The sequence below is a fragment of the Krasilnikovia sp. MM14-A1004 genome (assembly GCF_047159485.1).
Taxonomy (GTDB): domain Bacteria; phylum Actinomycetota; class Actinomycetes; order Mycobacteriales; family Micromonosporaceae; genus Actinoplanes.
Map to the genome: position 1 here is coordinate 978,094 of NZ_AP038773.1, position 18,377 is coordinate 996,470.

General features: G+C 72.3%; 18 protein-coding genes and 1 pseudogene. 16 read left to right on the top strand and 3 right to left on the bottom strand.

Going from position 1 to position 18,377, the window contains the following annotated elements; all coding sequences use genetic code 11:
- Window positions 1–162: 162 nt before the first annotated feature.
- The 16 genes from ACMCNN_RS04625 (at window position 163) to ACMCNN_RS04700 (ending at window position 16,302) form a co-directional block, all read left to right on the top strand.
- Window positions 163–1,638, top strand: coding sequence for an FAD-dependent monooxygenase (locus ACMCNN_RS04625; protein WP_412744927.1), 1,476 nt, complete (start codon window positions 163–165; stop codon window positions 1,636–1,638).
- Between the two features lie 27 nt (window positions 1,639–1,665).
- A complete protein-coding gene (locus ACMCNN_RS04630) occupies window positions 1,666–1,992 on the top strand; it encodes a TcmI family type II polyketide cyclase (RefSeq protein ID WP_412744928.1) in 327 nt (108 codons plus the stop codon).
- Window positions 1,989–3,254 carry a beta-ketoacyl-[acyl-carrier-protein] synthase family protein gene (locus tag ACMCNN_RS04635; RefSeq protein WP_412744929.1) on the top strand — a complete coding sequence of 422 codons (1,266 nt, stop codon included), beginning with the start codon at window positions 1,989–1,991 and terminating at the stop codon, window positions 3,252–3,254. The genes ACMCNN_RS04630 and ACMCNN_RS04635 overlap by 4 nt, the downstream gene beginning before the upstream one ends.
- Window positions 3,251–4,480, top strand: coding sequence for a ketosynthase chain-length factor (locus tag ACMCNN_RS04640; protein WP_412744930.1), 1,230 nt, complete (start codon window positions 3,251–3,253; stop codon window positions 4,478–4,480). The genes ACMCNN_RS04635 and ACMCNN_RS04640 overlap by 4 nt, the downstream gene beginning before the upstream one ends.
- Before the next feature lie 34 nt (window positions 4,481–4,514).
- Entirely contained in the window at window positions 4,515–4,787 is a 273-nt protein-coding gene (locus ACMCNN_RS04645; RefSeq protein ID WP_412744931.1) for an acyl carrier protein, read from the top strand.
- Window positions 4,784–5,566, top strand: a complete 783-nt coding sequence (fabG, locus tag ACMCNN_RS04650) for a 3-oxoacyl-ACP reductase FabG (RefSeq protein ID WP_412744932.1) — start codon at window positions 4,784–4,786, stop codon at window positions 5,564–5,566. Before ACMCNN_RS04645 ends, fabG begins: the two co-directional genes overlap by 4 nt.
- Before the next feature lie 38 nt (window positions 5,567–5,604).
- Window positions 5,605–6,543 (top strand): aromatase/cyclase, encoded by a 939-nt coding sequence (locus tag ACMCNN_RS04655; RefSeq protein WP_412744933.1) that lies wholly within the window; start codon window positions 5,605–5,607, stop codon window positions 6,541–6,543.
- Window positions 6,524–8,029: an FAD-dependent monooxygenase gene (locus tag ACMCNN_RS04660; RefSeq protein ID WP_412744934.1), complete on the top strand. Its 1,506-nt coding sequence runs from the start codon at window positions 6,524–6,526 to the stop codon at window positions 8,027–8,029. Before ACMCNN_RS04655 ends, ACMCNN_RS04660 begins: the two co-directional genes overlap by 20 nt.
- Window positions 8,026–8,787 (top strand): SDR family oxidoreductase, encoded by a 762-nt coding sequence (locus ACMCNN_RS04665; protein WP_412744935.1) that lies wholly within the window; start codon window positions 8,026–8,028, stop codon window positions 8,785–8,787. The genes ACMCNN_RS04660 and ACMCNN_RS04665 overlap by 4 nt, the downstream gene beginning before the upstream one ends.
- Before the next feature lie 108 nt (window positions 8,788–8,895).
- The gene (locus ACMCNN_RS04670; protein ID WP_412744936.1) at window positions 8,896–9,480 is read left to right on the top strand and encodes an NADPH-dependent FMN reductase; all 585 of its coding nucleotides are present in this window, start codon (window positions 8,896–8,898) and stop codon (window positions 9,478–9,480) included.
- A 38-nt stretch (window positions 9,481–9,518) separates the two neighbouring features.
- Complete coding sequence (locus ACMCNN_RS04675; RefSeq protein WP_412744937.1) at window positions 9,519–10,778, top strand: activator-dependent family glycosyltransferase; 1,260 nt, start codon at window positions 9,519–9,521, stop codon at window positions 10,776–10,778.
- Window positions 10,779–10,852: 74 nt separating this feature from the next.
- Window positions 10,853–11,986 (top strand): MFS transporter, encoded by a 1,134-nt coding sequence (locus ACMCNN_RS04680; protein ID WP_412744938.1) that lies wholly within the window; start codon window positions 10,853–10,855, stop codon window positions 11,984–11,986.
- Between the two features lie 21 nt (window positions 11,987–12,007).
- Window positions 12,008–13,402 carry an activator-dependent family glycosyltransferase gene (locus ACMCNN_RS04685; RefSeq protein WP_412744939.1) on the top strand — a complete coding sequence of 465 codons (1,395 nt, stop codon included), beginning with the start codon at window positions 12,008–12,010 and terminating at the stop codon, window positions 13,400–13,402.
- Window positions 13,314–14,513 carry a nucleotide disphospho-sugar-binding domain-containing protein gene (locus ACMCNN_RS04690; RefSeq protein WP_412744940.1) on the top strand — a complete coding sequence of 400 codons (1,200 nt, stop codon included), beginning with the start codon at window positions 13,314–13,316 and terminating at the stop codon, window positions 14,511–14,513. Before ACMCNN_RS04685 ends, ACMCNN_RS04690 begins: the two co-directional genes overlap by 89 nt.
- Window positions 14,513–15,706, top strand: coding sequence for a nucleotide disphospho-sugar-binding domain-containing protein (locus ACMCNN_RS04695; protein ID WP_412744941.1), 1,194 nt, complete (start codon window positions 14,513–14,515; stop codon window positions 15,704–15,706). The genes ACMCNN_RS04690 and ACMCNN_RS04695 overlap by 1 nt, the downstream gene beginning before the upstream one ends.
- A 2-nt stretch (window positions 15,707–15,708) precedes the next feature.
- Window positions 15,709–16,302, top strand: a complete 594-nt coding sequence (locus ACMCNN_RS04700) for a dTDP-4-dehydrorhamnose 3,5-epimerase family protein (RefSeq protein ID WP_412744942.1) — start codon at window positions 15,709–15,711, stop codon at window positions 16,300–16,302.
- Between the two features lie 17 nt (window positions 16,303–16,319).
- Here ACMCNN_RS04700 and ACMCNN_RS04705 read toward each other — a convergent pair.
- From ACMCNN_RS04705 to ACMCNN_RS04715, 3 genes and pseudogenes are all read right to left on the bottom strand, one after another.
- Window positions 16,320–17,167 (bottom strand): annotated as a pseudogene (locus tag ACMCNN_RS04705) (IS5 family transposase).
- 44 nt (window positions 17,168–17,211) lie between these two features.
- Window positions 17,212–17,706 (bottom strand): redox-sensitive transcriptional activator SoxR, encoded by a 495-nt coding sequence (soxR, locus tag ACMCNN_RS04710; RefSeq protein WP_412744943.1) that lies wholly within the window; start codon window positions 17,704–17,706, stop codon window positions 17,212–17,214.
- On the bottom strand, window positions 17,706–18,311 hold the full coding sequence (locus ACMCNN_RS04715; RefSeq protein ID WP_412744944.1) for a TetR family transcriptional regulator: 606 nt from the start codon (window positions 18,309–18,311) through the stop codon (window positions 17,706–17,708). The genes soxR and ACMCNN_RS04715 overlap by 1 nt, the downstream gene beginning before the upstream one ends.
- Between the last annotated feature and the right edge of the window lie 66 nt (window positions 18,312–18,377).

An 18,377-nucleotide genomic window follows, 5' to 3' on the forward strand; every position in this document is an offset into this window, starting at 1 on the left:
CCGACGGTGCCGGCGAGCCCGGCACGTCGCAGCCCTCATGCGGCGCGAACCTCTCCCTCTGACGGCGCGGTTTCCGACGGGGTGCCGGGCACGGGTCCCGGCACCCCCGGATCCGTGGCCGAGACACGCGAGCCGCGCGCGAATTCGAGCAAAGGAGACGCCATGGATGCTGCCGTCATCGTCGTAGGTGCCGGCCCCGCCGGGCTCATGCTGGCCGGTGAGCTGCGGCTCGGCGGCGTGCCGGTCATCGTCATCGACAAGCTTCCGCGGCCCACCGGTGAGTCGCGCGGACTGGGCTTCACCGCCCGCACGATGGAGGTCTTCGACCAGCGGGGCCTGCTGCCGCGGTTCGGCACGATCGAGACCAGCCCGCTCGGGCACTTCGGCGGGGTGCCCGTCGACTTCAGCGTTCTCGACGGCGCCCACTTCGGTGCCAAGGGGATCCCCCAGGCCCGCACCGAGCAGATCCTGTCCGAGTGGGCCGTCGAACTGGGCGCGGACCTGCGCCGCAGCTGGGAGTTCGCCGGTTACACGGAGACCGGCGACGGGGTCGAGGTGCTGGTGCGTACGCCGCAGGGCGACGTGACACTGCGTGCCGAGTACCTCGTGGCGTGCGACGGCGGGCGCAGCGCGGTCCGCAGGGCCGCCGGATTCGACTTCCCCGGCACACCCTCCACCATGGAGATGTTCCTGGCCGACGTGCGGGGCTGCGATCTGCGCCCCCGCCCGATCGGCGAGACCCTGCCCGGTGGCATGGTCATGGCCGGCCCGCTCGGCGACGGCATCGACCGCATCATCGTCTGCGAACGGGACAACCCGCCCGGCAGGCGCACCGCGCCCCCGGAGTTCGCCGAGGTCGCCGACGCCTGGCAGCGGCTCACCGGGGAGAGCATCCACCACGGCACGCCCGTGTGGGTCAGCGCCTTCGGCGACGCCAGCCGCCAGGTCACCGAGTACCGCCGCGGTCGCGTGCTCATCGCCGGGGACGCCGCCCACATCCACCTGCCCGCCGGTGGTCAGGGCCTCAACGTGAGCGTCCAGGACTCGGTGAACCTGGGCTGGAAGCTCGCCGCCGTGGCCCGCGGGCACGCCCCGGCGGAACTGCTCGACACGTACCACACCGAACGTCACCCGGTGGGCCAGCGGCTGCTCCTCAACACCAAGGCCCAGGGGCTGCTGTTCCTCCAGGGCGGAATCATGCAGCCGCTGCGGGACGTGCTCGCCGAACTGCTCGTCTACGACGGCGTCGCACGGCACCTCGCCGGGATGGTCAGCGGCCTGGACATCCGCTACGAGGTCGGCCCCGGCGACCACCCACTGCTCGGCCGGCGCATGCCGCACCAGGACCTGGTCGGCGAGACCGGCAAGACCAGCACCACGGACCTGCTGCACCCCGCCCGCGGCGTGCTGCTCGACCTCGCCGACGATCCGGCGCTGCGCGCCGCGGCGGCCGGGTGGGGCGACCGCGTCGACGTCGTCACCGCCACCGCACACGACGGCGGTCCCGACGGGCCGCTGACCGGGACCGACGCCCTGCTGCTGCGCCCGGACGGCCACGTCGCCTGGGCCGCGGTGCGCGACCGGGCGGCCGGGCAGGTCGGCGCGGTACTCGGCCGGTGGTTCGGGCCACCCGCCTGACCGCCGCCATCGGAGAAAGGATCATCGATGTACAGCACCCTGATCGTGGCCCGGATGGCGCCTGAGTCCGCCACCGAGGTCGCCCGGATCTTCGAGGAGTTCGACCGGACCGAACTGCCCGGCCAGATGGGCACCCGACGCCGTGAGCTGTTCGCGTATCGCGGCCTCTACTTCCACCTGCAGGACTTCGACGGCCCGGACGGCGCCGGGAACATCGAGGAGGCCAAGAGCAGCCCGCTGTTCACCGCGATCAGTGCCGACCTGAAGCCGTACATCGGCGCGTACGACCCGGCCACCTGGAAGTCTCCCAAGGACGCCATGGCCGAGCGCTTCTACCACTGGAGCGCGAGATGACCCGGGTGGCCATCACCGGCGTCGGGGTACTGGCCCCCGGCGGCGTCGGCGTCAAGGAGTTCTGGAGCCTGCTCGGGGACGGGCGTACCGCCACGCGCCGCATCTCGATGTTCGACCCGTCCCCGTTCCGGTCGCAGATCGCCGCCGAGATCGACTTCGACCCGTACGCCAACGGGCTCGGCCCGCAGGACGTGCGGCGGATGGACCGCGCCGCGCAGCTGGCCGTCGTGGCGGCCCGCGAGGCGGTCACCGACAGCGGGCTGGAGATGGCGGAACTCGACCCGTACCGGACCGGGGTGAGCATCGGCAGTGCCGTCGGCGCCACCATGGGGCTGGAACAGGAGTACCGCGTGGTCAGCGACGACGGCCGCCTGGACCTGGTGGACCACGGGTACGCCCCGCCGCACCTCTATCACCACTTCGTGCCCAGCTCGTTCGCGGCCGAGGTGGCGTGGGCGGTCGGCGCCCAGGGGCCGGCCACGGTCGTGTCGTCCGGATGCACGTCGGGGCTCGACTCGGTCGGCTACGCCTGTCAGCTGATCCGTGAGGGTTCCGCCGACGTGATGGTCGCGGGCGCGACGGACGCCCCGATCTCGCCCATCACCGTCGCGTGCTTCGACGCGATCAAGGCCACCAGCCCGCGCAACGACGACCCCGAGCACGCGTCGCGGCCGTTCGACGCCACCCGCAACGGGTTCGTCCTCGGCGAGGGGGCCGCCGTACTGATCCTGGAGGACCTGGATCGGGCACGGCGCCGGGGCGCACACGTCTACGCCGAGATCGCCGGTTTCGCCGCGCGCAGCAACGCCTTCCACATGACCGGGCTGCGGCCCGACGGCCGCGAGATGGCCGAGGCGATCAGCGCGGCCATGACGCAGGCGCGGGTCAACCCGGACGAGATCGACTACGTCAACGCGCACGGTTCCGGTACGAAGCAGAACGACCGCCACGAGACGGCCGCGTTCAAGCGCAGCCTCGGCGAGCACGCCCACCGGGTGCCGGTCAGCTCCATCAAGTCGATGATCGGGCACTCGCTCGGCGCGGTCGGCTCCCTGGAGATCGCCGCGTGCGCCCTCGCGATCGACAACGATCTCGTGCCGCCCACGGCGAACCTGCACCATCCCGATCCGGAATGCGACCTCGACTACGTCCCGCTGACCGCGCGGGAACAGCGGACGGACACCGTGCTCACCGTCGGCAGCGGCTTCGGTGGGTTCCAGAGCGCCATGGTGCTGGCCCGGCCGGAACGGAGCCGGGCATGAGCGCGCGGGCCGTGGTGACCGGCATCGGCGTCACCGCACCGAACGGGCTCGGGACCGAGCAGTACTGGGCGGCGACCCGGCGCGGCGACAACGCCATCGGCGAGGTCTCCCGGTTCACCCCGGACCAGTACCCGGCGCGGCTGGCCGGGGAGGTCCGGACGTTCGACGCCGCCGCCCACCTGCCCGGCCGGCTGCTGCCCCAGACGGACCGGATGACCCGGCTCGCGCTGGTGGCCGCGGACTGGGCCCTGGCCGACGCGGGCCTCACACCCGACGGGCGGACCGACGCCGGCATCGGGGAGTTCGACATCGGTGTGGTCACCGCGAGCTCCTCGGGCGGCTTCGAGTTCGGCCAGAACGAGCTGCAGAACCTGTGGAGCCGGGGCAGCCAGTACGTCAGCGCGTACCAGTCGTTCGCCTGGTTCTACGCGGTCAACACGGGCCAGATCTCCATCCGCAACGGCCTGCGCGGCCCGAGCGGCACGCTGGTCAGCGACCAGGCCGGTGGGCTGGACGCGCTCGCCCAGGCACGCCGCCAGATCCGCCAGGGTTTCCGCGCGATGGTGTCGGGCGCGGTCGACGCGTCGATCTGCCCGTGGGGCTGGGTCGCGCAGCTGGCGAGCGGCCGGTTGAGCACCAGCGACGCGCCGGAGCGCGCGTACCTGCCGTTCGACGCGGCCGCGGGCGGGCACGTGTCGGGTGAGGGCGGTGCATTGCTCATCGTCGAGGATGCCGACTCCGCCCGCAGCCGCGGGGCCCGGATCTACGGCGAGATCGCCGGGTACGGCACCACGTTCGACCCCCCGCCCGGCAGCGGGCACGAACCGGGCCTGCGCCGCGCGATCGAGCTGGCCCTGGCCGACGCCGGTGTGACACCCGGCGACGTCGACGTCGTGTTCGCCGACGCGGCGGCCGTGCCGGAGCTGGACCGCGCGGAGTCGCACGCGCTCACCGCGGTCTTCGGGCCGTTCGGGGTGCCGGTCACCGCGCCGAAGACGATGACCGGGCGGCTGTACTCCGGCGCGGGCGCCCTCGACACGGTCACCGCGCTGCTCGCCATCCGCGACGGCCTCGTGCCACACACCACCAACGTCACCCCGGCCGCCGAGCACCAGATCGACCTCGTCGTCGAACGCCCCCGGACGATGCCCGTCCGGACCTGCCTGGTGGTCGGCCGCGGCTACGGCGGCTTCAACTCCGCCCTGGTCGTGCGCGCCACCGACTGAACCGACACCCCTCGCAGTCCAAGGAGGACCGCTCATGTCCGACGTTTTCACGATCGACGACCTCAAGCGCATCCTGCGCGAGGCGGCCGGCGCCGAGTCCGCCGCCGACGACGCCGGCGACATCCACGACCTCAGCTTCAGTGACCTGGGGTACGACTCACTCGTGCTGCTGGAGACCAGCAGCCGCATCGAGCGGGAGTACGGCATCTCGCTCGACGACAGCACGGTCACCGACGCGCCCAACCCCCGCGCCCTGCTCAACGAGGTCAACGCCCGCCTGGCCGACCGCGAGGGGCTGGTCAAGTGAGCGCCGACGCGGGCCGGGTCGCCCTGGTCACCGGCGCCACCAGCGGAATCGGCCTGGCCGTCACCGAACTGCTCGCCGGGGCCGGGCACCGTGTCTTCCTCTGCGCCCGCGACGGTGAGCGGGTCGCCGAGACGGCCAAGCAGCTGCGGGAACGGGGCCACGACGTCGACGGCGCCGCCTGCGACGTGCGGTCCCCCGAGCAGGCGCAGGAGTTCGTCGCCGCCGCGACCGCCCGCTACGGGCCGGTGGAGATCCTGGTGAACAACGCCGGGCGCAGCGGGGGCGGGCCGACCGCGGGGATCACCGACGACCTGTGGCTGGACGTCATGAACACCAACCTCAACAGCGTCTTCTGGATGACCCGGGCCGCGCTGAACGCCGGCATGCTGGCCGCGGGTTGGGGCCGGGTCATCAACATCGCCTCCACCGCGGGCAAGCAGGGTGTCGTGCTGGGCGCGCCGTACTCGGCGTCCAAGCACGGGGTCGTCGGCTTCACCAAGGCGCTGGGCAATGAACTCGGCCCCACCGGGATCACCGTCAACGCCGTCTGCCCCGGCTACGTGGAGACCCCGATGGCGCAACGGGTCCGCGCGGGCTACGCCGCCGCGTGGGACGTGTCGCAGGACGAGGTGCTGACCAGGTTCCAGGCGAAGATCCCGCTCGGCCGGTACTCCATGCCGCAGGAGGTGGCCGGGCTCGTCGGCTACCTGGCGTCGGACACCGCCGCCTCGATCACCGCCCAGGCGCTCAACGTCTGCGGCGGACTGGGCAACTTCTGAGCGGCCCGGGACGCCACCGACGACGAAAGGAGAACCGCATGTCCGAACAACCCCTTCGCCGGGTCGAGCACCGCATCGAGGTCGACGTACCCGCCACGACGGTCTACCGGCTCATCGCCGAGGTGCGGAACTGGCCGGCGCTGTTCCCGCCGACCGTCCACGTCGAGCAGGACGCCGTGGCGCCGGGCGAGGAACGGATCCGGATCTGGGCCACCGCCAACGGCGAGGCGAAGAACTGGAGTTCGCGCCGCCGGCTCGACGAGGACAACCTGCGCATCGAGTTCCGCCAGGAGGTGTCCACACCCCCGGTGGGTGCCATGGGCGGCACCTGGATCATCGAGCCGATCGCCGCGGACCGCTGCCTGGTCCGGCTGCTGCACGACTACCGGGCGGTGGACGGCGACCCGGAGAAGCTGGCCTGGATCGACCGGGCCGTGGACCGCAACAGCACCGCCGAACTCGCTGCGCTCAAGGAGAACGCCGAACTGGCCGGCGCCGACCGGCTGCTGACCTTCGAGGACACGGTGGAGATCTCCGCACCGGCCAAGGCGGTCTACGACTTCATCAACGAGGCGGACCGCTGGCCGCAGCGGCTGCCGCACGTCGCCCGCGTCCGGCTGACCGAGGACACCCCCGGACTGCAACTGCTGGAGATGGACACGCGGGCAAAGGACGGATCGGAGCACACCACCACATCCGTACGGGTCTGCTTCCCCGACGAGAAGATCGTCTACAAGCAGATCCGGGTGCCCGCGCTGATGACACTGCACACCGGGCAGTGGTCGTTCGTGGAACGCGCGGGCGGGGTGACGGTCACCTCGCAGCACACCGTCGTCATCAACGAGGCGAACATCGCCCGGGTGCTCGGCGCCTCGGCCGACCTCGCCCGGGCGCGCGAGTACGTCCGTACCGCGCTGAGCACCAACAGCCTCGCGACGCTGCGCCACGCCAAGGACCATGCCGAACGCCGGCCCTGACGCGACCTCCGGCACCGACGTCGTGGTGGTCGGTGCCGGCCCGGTCGGTCTGCTGCTCGCCGGGGAACTCGCCCTGCGCGGCGTGGCCGTCACGGTCCTGGAGCGTCTCGCCGCACCCACCGGCGAGTCGCGGGCCACCCACCTGAACGCGCGCACCATGGAGCTGCTCGACCAGCGGGGGCTCGGGGAGCGGTTCGGCGCGGTGCGGGCCGAGCCCGGTACCCATTTCGGGGGCATCCCGGTCGACCTCACCGGGCTGCCGAGCCACCGTCGCGGCCTGTGGCCCGTGCCGCAGCCGCGCGTCGAGGCGGTGCTCGCGGACTGGACCCGCGAGCTGGGCGTCGACGTGCGCCGCGGGTACGCGGTGCGGGCCCTCACCGCCACCGCCAGCGGGGTAGAGGTCTCCGGGGACGGGTTCACTGTGCAGGCCCGCTACCTGGTCGGCTGTGACGGCGAGGAGAGCACCGTCCGCGAGCTCGCCGGGTTCGAGCTGGCCGGTAGCGCCGCGACCCGGGTGCTGTACCGGGCCGACCTCGACGCCGACCTCCCCGAACGGCGGCTGCGGCAGTACCCCGGGGGCTTGGCGACCGCCGCCCGCCGCGGTGACGGCACCACCCGGATCATGGTGCACGAGTTCGGTGGCCCGTCCCGGCGCGGCGCCCGCACACCCGGCTTCGCCACGGTGGCCGCGGCGTGGCAACGGGTCACCGGCGAGGACATCGGTGCCGCGCACGCCAGGTGGCTCGACGCGTTCGACGACGCCGCCCTGCAGGCCACGCGGTACCGCATCGGGCGGGTGCTGCTGGCCGGCGACGCCGCGCACGTGCAGATGCCGGTCGGCGGCCAGGCGATCAACCTCGGTCTGCAGGACGCCGTGAACCTCGGCTGGAAACTCGCGGCACGGCTGCGCGGCACCGCGGCTGCGGACCTGCTCGACACGTACCACGACGAGCGGCACCCCGCCGCCGCCCGGGTGCTGCGCCTCGTCACGGCCCAGGCGGCGCTGCTGTTCGGCGGTGCCGCGGTCGGGCCGCTGCGTACCGTGCTCGGCGAGCTGATCGCCGAGCCCCGGGCCGGCGCCCACCTGGCGTCCGCGCTCAGCGGACTCGACGAGCGTCACCCGCCCGGCGGCGGCGATCCGCTGCTGGGCGGGCGGATTCCGCACGTTCGCGTGCACACCGGCTCCGGGCCGTCGGACACCACGGCACTGCTGCGGACCGGCCGCGGCGTCCTGCTCGACCTGGGCGGCGGCGACCGGTTCGCCACCGAGGTGGCGGGCTGGACGGGGCGGGTCGACCTGCACCGCGTACGGGTCTCGGGCCCGCTGGCGGCGGTCGACGCGCTGCTCGTCCGGCCGGACGGCCACATCGCCTGGACCTCGAACGGCCCCGAGGCCCTGCCCACAAGCCTGCACCGCTGGTTCGGGGCTCCGGACCGGCACCGCACCACAGCTCACCATCGGCCACTCACCAGGGAGACAGCATGAACCGACTGACCGGCAAGACCGCTCTGGTCACCGGCGGCAGCCGCGGCATCGGCCGGGGGATCGCCGAACGGCTGGGCCGCGAAGGCGCCCTCGTCGCTGTGCACTACGCCAAGGACGACGACGCCGCCAAGCAGACCGTCGCGGCCATCACCGACGCCGGCGGCCGGGCCTTCCCGGTACGCGCGGAACTGGGCGTCCCCGGCGACGTCGAGGTGCTGTTCGCGGCCCTGGAGGAGGGACTGCGCGCGGAGCGGGACTCCACCACCCTCGACATCGTCGTCAACAACGCCGGGGTCATGGGCGGCACCGCCCCGGAACAGATCACCCCGGAGCAGTTCGACCGGCTCATCGCGGTCAACGCGAAGGCGCCGCTGTTCATCATCCTGCGGGCCCTGCAGCTGATGCCGGACGGCGGACGCATCATCAACATCTCCTCGGCGCTGACCCGGATGGCGTTGCCGCAGGAACTCGCGTACTCGATGTCGAAGGGTGCCCTCGAACAGCTCGGCCTGCACCTGGCCCGGCACCTGGCCCCGCGCGGCATCACGGTGAACACTGTCGCGCCCGGCATCACCGACAACGGCAGCGAGATGCTGCAGCAGCCGGAGGTGCGCGAGGCCATGGCCGCGACCACCGCGTTCGGGCGCCTGGGCGAACCCGCCGACATCGCCGCCGCGGTCGCGTTCCTCGCCGCCGGTGACGGCCAGTGGCTGACCGGCGGCGTCCTGGACGTCAGCGGCGGCACCCTCCTCGGCTGACCGGACCGGCTCGACTGACCGGACCGGCGCCGGCGGCCTTGACCCCAACGACGGTTGAGGTCTTAGCGTCGGTCCCGTCCCGGTTCGTGCCCATCGAAAGGAATCACCATGGCTACAGCACCGATCAGGCTGGCCGTCATCATCGGCAGTGTCCGTGAGGGACGGTTCGGTCCCACGGTGGCGAACTGGTTCGCCCGCCAGGCCGGTGACCGGGAAGACTTCGCTATCGACATCGTCGACCTGGCGGAGCACCCGCTGCCGACGGTCATCACCACCACGCCCACCGCCGAGGGCGCGCAAGCGCTCGGTGCGGTGATGCCGCGGATCGAGGCGGCGGAGGCGTTCGTCGTGGTGACCCCGGAGTACAACCACAGCTTCCCCGCCGCTCTCAAGAACGCCATCGACTGGCACAACAGCCAGTGGCACGCCAAGCCGGTGGCCTTCGTCTCGTACGGCGGACTCTCCGGCGGCCTGCGTGCCGTGGAGGCCCTGCGGCTGGTCTTCGCCGAGCTGCACGCGGTGACCATCCGCGACACGGTCAGCTTCCACGGTGCGTGGGCCCAGTTCGGCCCCGACGGTGAGCCGGTCGACCCGGAGGGGAGCACCACCGCCGTCAAGTCCCTGCTCGACCAGCTCGCCTGGTGGGCGATCACCCTGCGCGAGGGGCGCGAGCGCCGGCCGTACGTGCCGTGAGCCCGCGGGCGCCCGCTCGCCCCCAGATCGGATCTTCGATGCGAATCCTGTTCTCCATCTTCCCGGCAGCCGCCCACCTCTACCCGATCACCCCGCTGGCCTGGGCGTTGCAGGCCGCCGGGCACGAGGTCCGCGTCGCGACCTCGCCGAACATCGCCCCGGTCATCGAGGCGGCCGGGCTGACCGCGGTCGCGGTCGGCCCGCCGGTCCTGCTCGCCACCGCCGAGGAGGAGCGGCTCGAACGCCCCACCGACGTCCTCGTCGTGGACCACGCCGACCCCGAGGGGTGGCGGACGGTCGCCCGGTACCTGACCGGCCTGTTCCTGCGGACCTATCCGGAGCCGGGCGACGGCACCGCCTCGATGGTCGAGGACCTCGTCGGTTTCGCCCGCTCCTGGCAGCCGGACCTGGTCGTCTGGGACACCCTCAACCCCATCGGCGTGGTGGCCGCCAAGGCCGTCGGCGCGGCGCACGGCCGGCTGCTGTGGGGTCTGGACAACGTCGCCTGGCTCAACCGCAGATTCCGCGAGCAGCCCGGCGCGCAGAAGTACGACGACCCCATGGTCGGCTGGCTCGAACCGCTGTTGCAGCGCTACGGCGGCGAGTACGACGACGAGGCGGTCACCGGCCAGTTCACCCTGGATCTCGTCCCGCCCCGGATGCGGCTCCCGCTGGACCTGCGGCACATCCCGCTGCGCCGGGTCGCGTACTCCGGGGGTGCGAGCCTGCCGGACTGGCTGCGGGAGCCGCCGCAGCGGCCCAGGGTGTGCCTGACCCTGGGTGTCAGCTCCCGCACGGTCTACAACAAGTACCGGGGGTTCCCGCTCGCGGAGCTGTTCGAGCACGTCGCCGATCTCGACGTCGAACTGGTGGCCACCCTCAACGCGGCGCAGCTCGCCGAGGTCCGCAAGGTCCCGGACAACGTCCGGACGATCGACTTCGTGCCGCTGCGGCTGCTGCTGCCCACCTGCGCGGCGATCGTGCACCACGGCGGGGGAGGCACCACGGCCGCCGCGGTCGAGCAGCGGGTGCCGCAGCTGATCGTCCCGGTGCCCAAGTGGGACGAGAAGATCACCGCACAGTACGTGGTCGACCGCGGCGCCGGCATCGCCATGAGCGGCCAGGACTTCTCCATGGTGGAGTTCCGCGAGAACCTGCTGCGGCTGCTGAACGAGCCCGGATTCCGCGACGGCGCCAACCGGCTCCACGAGGACATGACCGCGATGCCCAGCCCGGTCGACACCGTCCCGATGCTCGAACGACTGACGGCGCGACTGCGGGCCGTCGCGGCCCGGTGACGGCCGGGCCCGCCGCACCGGTAACGGCCCCCGTCGTACGCCCCGCGGGACTGCTCGTCGCGGTCTCCGGGAACATGCTGATCGACGCCCTGGAGGTGTCCGCGCTGATCGTCGCCGTACCGGCGATCGGCGCGGACCTCCGGGTGTCACCGGCGTGGTCCCAGTGGCTGATCAGTGGCTTCGCGCTCGGGTTCGGCACGGTCCTGTGGCTGGGCCCGCGGATCGTCGACCGTTTCGGCCGGCGCGGACCGTACCTCGTGGCGGTGGCGGTCTTCGCGATCGTCTCGCTGCTCAGCGGCGTCGTGTCCGGGCTGCCCGCGCTGGTGGCGCTCCGGTTCGTCAAGGGATGCTGTGCCGCGCTCACCGCGACCACCGGCGTCGCGCTGATCAGCAGCACGTTCGCGCAGGGCAGGGCCCGCGACCGGGCACTGTCGGTCTACACGCTCTTCGGGGCCAGCGGCTTCTCGGCCGGGCTGGTGCTCTCCGGTGTGCTGACCGCCGCGCACTGGCGGTGGACGCTGGTGTCGGCCGCGCCGGTGGCCGCCGTGCTGTACGTGGTGGCCGCCCGGTCGATCCCGGCCGATCCGCCGCGCGTGGTGCCGCGCGCCCGGCTGCGCGAGCTGGTGGCGCACCCGAATCTGGTCCGGGTCGCCGTGGTGGCGGGAACGCTGAACGGTTCGTACTGGGCATTGCTGTTCGTCCTGAGCCTGTACCTGCAACGGGTGCGCGGCTGGAGTCCCGCGCTGGCCGGTCCGGCGCTGCTGCCCGCCAGCCTGCCGCTCGCGGTCTCGGCGCTGTCCGCCGGCCGGCTGGTCCGCCGCGTCGGTGCCGCCCGTCTGGTCGCGGCCGGCACTGCGTTGCCACCGGCCGGCTACCTGCTGGTGTGCTGGCGCGGGCCGGACGCGGCGTATCCCACCGTGATCCTGCCCGCCCTGCTGCTGGTCGGTGCGGGCTTCGTGCTGTCGTTCACCGCGTTGCACGTGCGCGCGACAGAGGAGGTGCCGGACGCCTTCCGGCGCGAGGCGACCGCGCTGTACCAGAGCGCGGTCCAGCTGCTCGGAGCGCTCAGCGTCATCACGGTCGCGGCGTTGGTCGCACTCCCGGCGGCGCACCGCGCCGCACTGTCCGTCGTGGTGGTCATCGGTACGGCCGGATTCGTCACGGCCCTGGTCCGCCGCGGCGCCCGGCCGGATGGCTCCGCCAACTGAGGAAGGAACGGAGGTTCCGTCATGCGGGTGCTGCTGGTGATCTTCCCCGCCACCGCCCATCTCTTCCCGGTGGTCCCGCTGGCCTGGGCGCTGCAGGCGGCGGGCCACGAGGTACGGGTGGCCGCCCACGCGGGCGTGGTCGAGCCCGACATGACCGCCACCATCGCCGCCGCGGGCCTGACCCCGGTGCCCCTGGGCGAGCGTGCGGAACTGCCCGACCTCGTACGCGTCAACGCCACCACCGATCAGAGCGACAGGCCCACCCTGGCGCTGGACCCCGAGGCCGCCGACGACTGGGAACGGACCCGGGGTTACCTGCTGGGTCTGCTGTCGCTGTACTACCCCCGTCCCGACGGCGGCGCGGCCTGGCCGATGGCCGACGAACTCGTCCGGGTGGCCCGCGCGTGGCGACCCGACCTCGTGCTGTGGGATCCGCTCTGCCCGCCCGCCCCGATCGCGGCCCGCGCATGCGGCGCCGCCCACGCCCGGGTGCTGTGGGGACTGGACAACCTCGGCTGGATCCGCGAGCTGGCCCGCCGCGCCGGCACGGCACCCGACGACGACCCGCTCGTGGGGTGGCTGCGGCCGCTGCTGGACCGCTACGGCGATGTCTTCGACGAGGAGGTCCTCACCGGGCAGTGGACCCTCGACATGGTGCCGGACCGGATGCGTCTGCCGCTGCCACGGCGCGGTCTGACCGTCCGCCGGGTGCCGTACAACGGTGCCGCGCCGGTCCCGGACTGGCTGGCGGAGCCGCCACCGCGTCCACGGGTCTGCCTGACCCTCGGCGTGAGCACCAGGAAGCTGTTCAGCGAGCATCGCGGGCTGTCCCTCGCGAACGTGTTCGACCTCGTCGCCGAGCTGGACGTCGAACTGGTGGCGACACTGAACGAGGCGCAGCTGGCCGGGGTGCGGCAGCTGCCGGACAACGTCCGCGTCGTGGATTACCTGCCGCTGAACCAGCTCCTGCCCACCTGCGCCGCGGTGATCCATCACGGCGGCGGTGGCACGTTCGCCGCGGCCGTGGCGCACCGCGTGCCGCAGCTGGTCATTCCCGTACCGAAATGGGACGAGGCCGTGACCGCACGCTACGTCGCCCGGCGCGGCGCCGGCCTGGTCCTCTACCAACCCGTCCGCGGGGCCGAGCTGCGCACCGCGGTGCAGCGGCTGATCGACGACCCGTCCTTCCGCGCCGGAGCCGACGAGCTGCACCGCGACATGCTCGCCACCCCGTCGCCGACGGATGTGGTGCCGGCACTGGAGCGCCTCGCGGCATCGCGTCACGCCGGCGCCCACCCGCTGCAAACCCTCCGGGACAGGAGAACCCATGCGCGTCCTCATGATGACCAGCCCCGTGTCGACTCACTTCGCCCCCCTGGTGCCGCTCGCCTGGGCGTTACGGGCGGCCGGGCATGAGGTGCTGGTCGCCGCCCAGCCCGACGTGGTGCCGACCGCGCACGCGGCCGGACTCAGCGCGGTGTCCATCGCCAGGGAGTTCGGCATCGAACAGCACATGAAGAACCGGCTGGCCGACGGGAAGCGCACGCGGGAGTCGGTGCCCCGGTCCAAACCCTCCGAGTACGGCGACTTCGGCCTCGTCTGGGTCGGACAGACCAAGTACGTCACGCCGATGTACCTGAGCTTCGCCCGTGCCTTCCGGCCGGATCTGATCGTCTCCGACCCGTTCGAGTACAGCGCGCTGATCGTGGGCGGGGTGCTCGGGGTGCCGGTCGTCCATCACCGGTGGGGTGTCGACGAGCTGACCGGCCCGGCCCGCGCGGCGGTCCGCGAACCGTTGCGCGAGCTGTGCGCCGAGCACGGGCTCGACGGCCTGCCGGACCCGGACCTGCTGGTGGATCCCTGCCCGCCCACCCTGCAGGTGCCGGGGGCCGAACCGGGGGTGCCGATGCGGTGTGTGCCGTACAACGGCAGCGCCGTGCTGCCGGGCTGGCGGCAAGCGGAGATCGAACAGTACGGCCGCGGCCCGATCCCCGGCCGGCGGGTGGTGGTGAGCATGGGCGGCCGGGTGCTGCTGCTCAACGGCGTGCCGTTCGTCCGCCGCCTGTTGTGGGCGTTCGACGCGATGCCCGGCGTCGAGGTGCTGGCCACGGTCGAGGACCGGTACCGCGACGAGCTCGGGGCGCTGCCCGCCAACGTACGGCTGATCGACCCGACGCCGCTGGACCTGTTCCTCGACTCGGCGGACGTGGTGGTGCACCACGGCGGCGCGGGCACGACGATGACCGCGACGGCGTACGGGCTGCCCCAGCTGGTGCTGCCGCAGCTCGCCGACCAGTTCGGTCACGGGGACCGGATCGCGGCCTGCGGCGCAGGCATCGTCCTCGACTCGGTCGCCGACCAGGACGATCCGGACCTGCTGCGTGAGTCGCTCGCGGCGTTGCTGGAGGAGCCCAGGTACGGCAAGGCGGCGGGTGAACTGCGCGCCGAGATGCGCGGCATGCCCGCGCCCGCGGCGGTCGCACGGGACCTGGCCGGGCTGGCGTCGCGCGCGAAGGGGGAGTTCTGATGCGCGTCCTCATCCTCACCACTCCGGTGCCCACCCACTTCCAGCCGCTGATCCCGTTCGGCTGGGCGCTGCGGGCGGCCGGCCACGACGTTCTTGTAGCGGGTCAGCCCGACGTGCTGGGTACGGCCCGGTCGGCGGGCCTGAGCGTGGCGTCGGCGGGCGACGGGTTCTTCGTCGACGACCTGCTCCACGAGGGTCTGCCCCCGGGCGTCCGCCCGCTGTCGATCCGTCCGCGGCCCCCCCGGGATTCGCTCGGCAGCTACGGCCGGCTGTGGATGACCCACGCCAAGTACCTGCTGCCGGCGTACCTGCGGCTGGCCCGCGGCTACCGGCCGGACCTGATCGTCGCCGACCCGCTGGAGTACGCCTCGCTGCTCATCGGGGCGGTCCTGGGTGTCCCGGTCGCCCACCACCGGTGGGGGGTCGACGAGATCTCCGAGCCCGCCCGCGCGGCGGTGCGTCCCGCCCTGGCCGGTGTCGGTGCCCGCCTGGGTATCGGTAATCTGCCCGACCCGACGATCCTGCTGGACCCGTGCCCGCCCTCGCTGCAACTGCCCGACGCGGAACCGGCGACGGCCATGCGGTACATCCCGTACAACGGCCGGGCGACAGTGCCGGACTGGCGGGTGGCGGAGGTGGAGCGGGGCTGGCGTGGCGGGCCGGGGATCCGGCGGGTCGCGGTCAGCATGGGCGGCAGCCTTCCGGTCAACGGGGTGCGCTTCGTCGCCTCGGTGCTGGGTGCGTTCGACGCGATGCCCGGGGTCGAGGTGCTCGCGGTGGTGGATGAGCGTTTCCGCGCCGAACTCGGCGCGGTGCCGGGCAACGTACGGCTGATCGACCCCACCCCGCTGGACCTCTTCCTGGACTCCTGCGACGTGCTGGTGCACCAGGGCGGGGCGGGCACCACGATGACCGCGACCTCGTACGGGGTGCCCCAGCTCGTGCTGCCGCAGCTGGCGTACCACTTCGGACACGGCGACCGGATCGCCGCGACGGGCGCCGGGATCGCCTTCGACACCGCGGCGGAGCAGGACGACCGGGGGCTGCTGCGCGAGTCGCTGACCTCCCTGCTGACCGATCCGGCCTACCGGGACGCCGCGCACCGGTTGCGGGCGGAGATGCGTGCGACGCCGGCACCCGACGACGTCGTCACCGATCTGCAGGAGCGCCTTGTCAAGGATGGAGTGAGCTGAGCATGCGTATCCACGAGTCCGCGATGCCGGGTGTCTTCCGGATCGAACCGCACCAGTTCCGCGACGCACGGGGAGCGTTCTTCGAGGCGTTCCGGGTCGACGCGCTCGCCGAGGCGGCCGGGGTGGAGTTCGTTCCGCGCCAGATCAACTACTCGGTCTCGCGGCGCAACACCCTGCGCGGCATCCACAGCGTCACGTTGCCGCCGGGGCAGGCGAAGTTCGTCACCTGTGTGCGCGGCTCGCTGCGGGATTTCGTGGTGGATCTGCGGATCGGCTCGCCGACGTTCGGGCAGCACGAGAGCACCGTGCTGGACGCCGCCTCGGGTGGGTGCGTCTACATCCCGGAGGGGGTGGGGCACGGCTTCGTGGCCCTCACCGACGACACGTGCATCTGTTACGTGGTGTCCACGACGTACGTGCCCGGTTCGCAGATCAACATCGACCCCATGGACCCGGATCTGGCCGTGCCGTGGGGTTGCGCGGACCCGGTCATGTCGGACGCCGACCGCGCGGCCATCAGCCTGTCGGACGCCATGGCCCAGGGAATCCTGGCGCACTGGCGCGACGTGTCCCCGCCGCAGCGGCTGAGCCGCTAGGGCGTGTCGCCAAAGGGTCATAGCCACTGCAGGAGTGCGGCGATGGTGACGGTCGCCTGGTACGAGGTGCTGGTCTTGTCGTAGCGGGTAGCCACGGACCGGCATTGTTTGAGGCGATTGAAGCAGCGTTCTACGACGTTGCGGTGCCGGTAGACCCGCATGTTGAACGTGGGCGGCCGGCCGCCGCGGGGACCTCGGTTGCGGCGGTGTTTCTGCTGATCGGCGCGTTCCGGGATGGTGTGAGCGATGCCGCGGCGGCGCAGGTAACGTCGGATACCCCGGCTGCTGTAGCCCTTGTCGGCGATGACATGTTCGGGCCGGGTCCGTGGACGGCCCGGCCCGCGCCGGTCGACGCTAATGGCGTCCATGACCTGCTCGAAGCGTGTGCAGTCGTTGACGTTGCCGCCGGTCAGCACGAATGCCAGGACCCGGCCGGCGCCGTCGCAGGCGAGATGGATTTTGGTGCTCAGTCCACCGCGAGATCGTCCGAGGGCGTGATCCGGTTTATCCGTTTCCGGCTGCCCCCTTTTCTGGCACCCGCGGCGTGCTGGTGGGCCCGCACGATGGTCGAATCGACCGAGACCAGCCAGTCGATATCAGCGTTGGCATCAGCTTCGGCCTGGGCAGCGGCCAGCATCTTCGCGAACGTGCCGTTCAGTGCCCATCTGCGGAAACGGGTGTAGACCGACTTCCAGGAGCCGTACCGGCCGGGCACATCACGCCACGGCGCTCCAGAGCGGATCTTCCACACGATGCCGTTGAGGACCCGGCGGTCATCCTCGCGCGGGCGACCGCCGGTCACCGCCGAGGGCAGGTGCTGCGACAAGGATTCCCACTCGGCATCGGTCAGCTCATAGCGGCGGATCACGCCGTCCATCATCCACGGTCATGAGTCTTTGAAGACACGCCTTAGGCCGCCCGGGCCCGCGCCGCGGGGCGCTGTGTCGTGGGGTGCTGTGCCGTGGGGTGCTGTGCCGCGGGGCGCTGCGCGGCGGACCGGGACGCCGGGTTGATGACGGGGCAGCCGTCCAGGGACATGCACCCGCACCCGGCGCAGCGGGCGAAGTCCTCCCGGAGCTGCTGCATCTGCTGCAGCCGCTCGTCGAGGTCCGACTGCCAGCACGCGGTCATCCGGGCCCAGTCCTGCCGCGTCGGTGTGCGCCCGTCGGGCAGGAGCGCCAGCACCGCCGCGACCCGGGCGAGAGGGATGCCGACGCGCTGGGCGATGCGGATCAGCCCCACCCGGCGCAGCGTGTCGCGCGGGTAGCGGCGCTGGTTGCCGACCGTACGCCGGCTGGCGATGAGGTTCTGCCGCTCGTAGAAGTGCAGGGCGGACACGCTCACACCGCTGCGGGCGGCCAGCTGGCCGACGGTGAGTTCGTCGTCGGCGGGCGAGGGCGCCATCACCGTTCCTCCTCGGGTGTCGGGGTGTCGGGGCTGCCGGCGGCGGGCCCCGGCGTGATGAGTTCCAGAGCCACATCGAGGACCGCGCGCCGTTTCTCCTCGGCGTCGCCCTGAACGTGCTGCAGGGCGAACGGGCCGAAGTAGACAGTGAACAGCGCGCTGATGCCGCGTACGTTGTCCGTCAACGCGGCGTCCGGTTCCACGATGAGCTGGGCCAGGGACGAGATGCGCTCCCGGACCCGCTGTCCGATGCTGGTCAGTCGCAGGGATGCCTGGTTGTCCTGCACCAGGTGCAGGATCGGTGCGGCGTCGACCAGGGTGCTGCTGTACCGGCGCAGCAGTTCCTGCTTGGTCTCCGGGGTGCGCGGCTGCTGCTGCCCCCAGGTGACCAGGTCGTCGAGACCGGCGAGCAGGCGGTCGGAGAGGGCGGCCAGGATGTCCTCCTTGGCCGGGAAGTAGTAGTAGAGCGCGGCCTTGGTGATCCCGAGCCGGTCGGTGATGGTGCGCAGGGACGTCTTCTCGTAGCCGTGCTCGACGAACAGTTCGAGGGCGGCGGCCTCGATGCGCTGCCGGGTGTCCTTGCGGCGCGGAGTGGGCTTGTTCATCGCTCTCCTCGACTGTGCGTGATTTGTAGAGTTTCGACCCTCGTGAACCTTTTCGTGGACCGACCC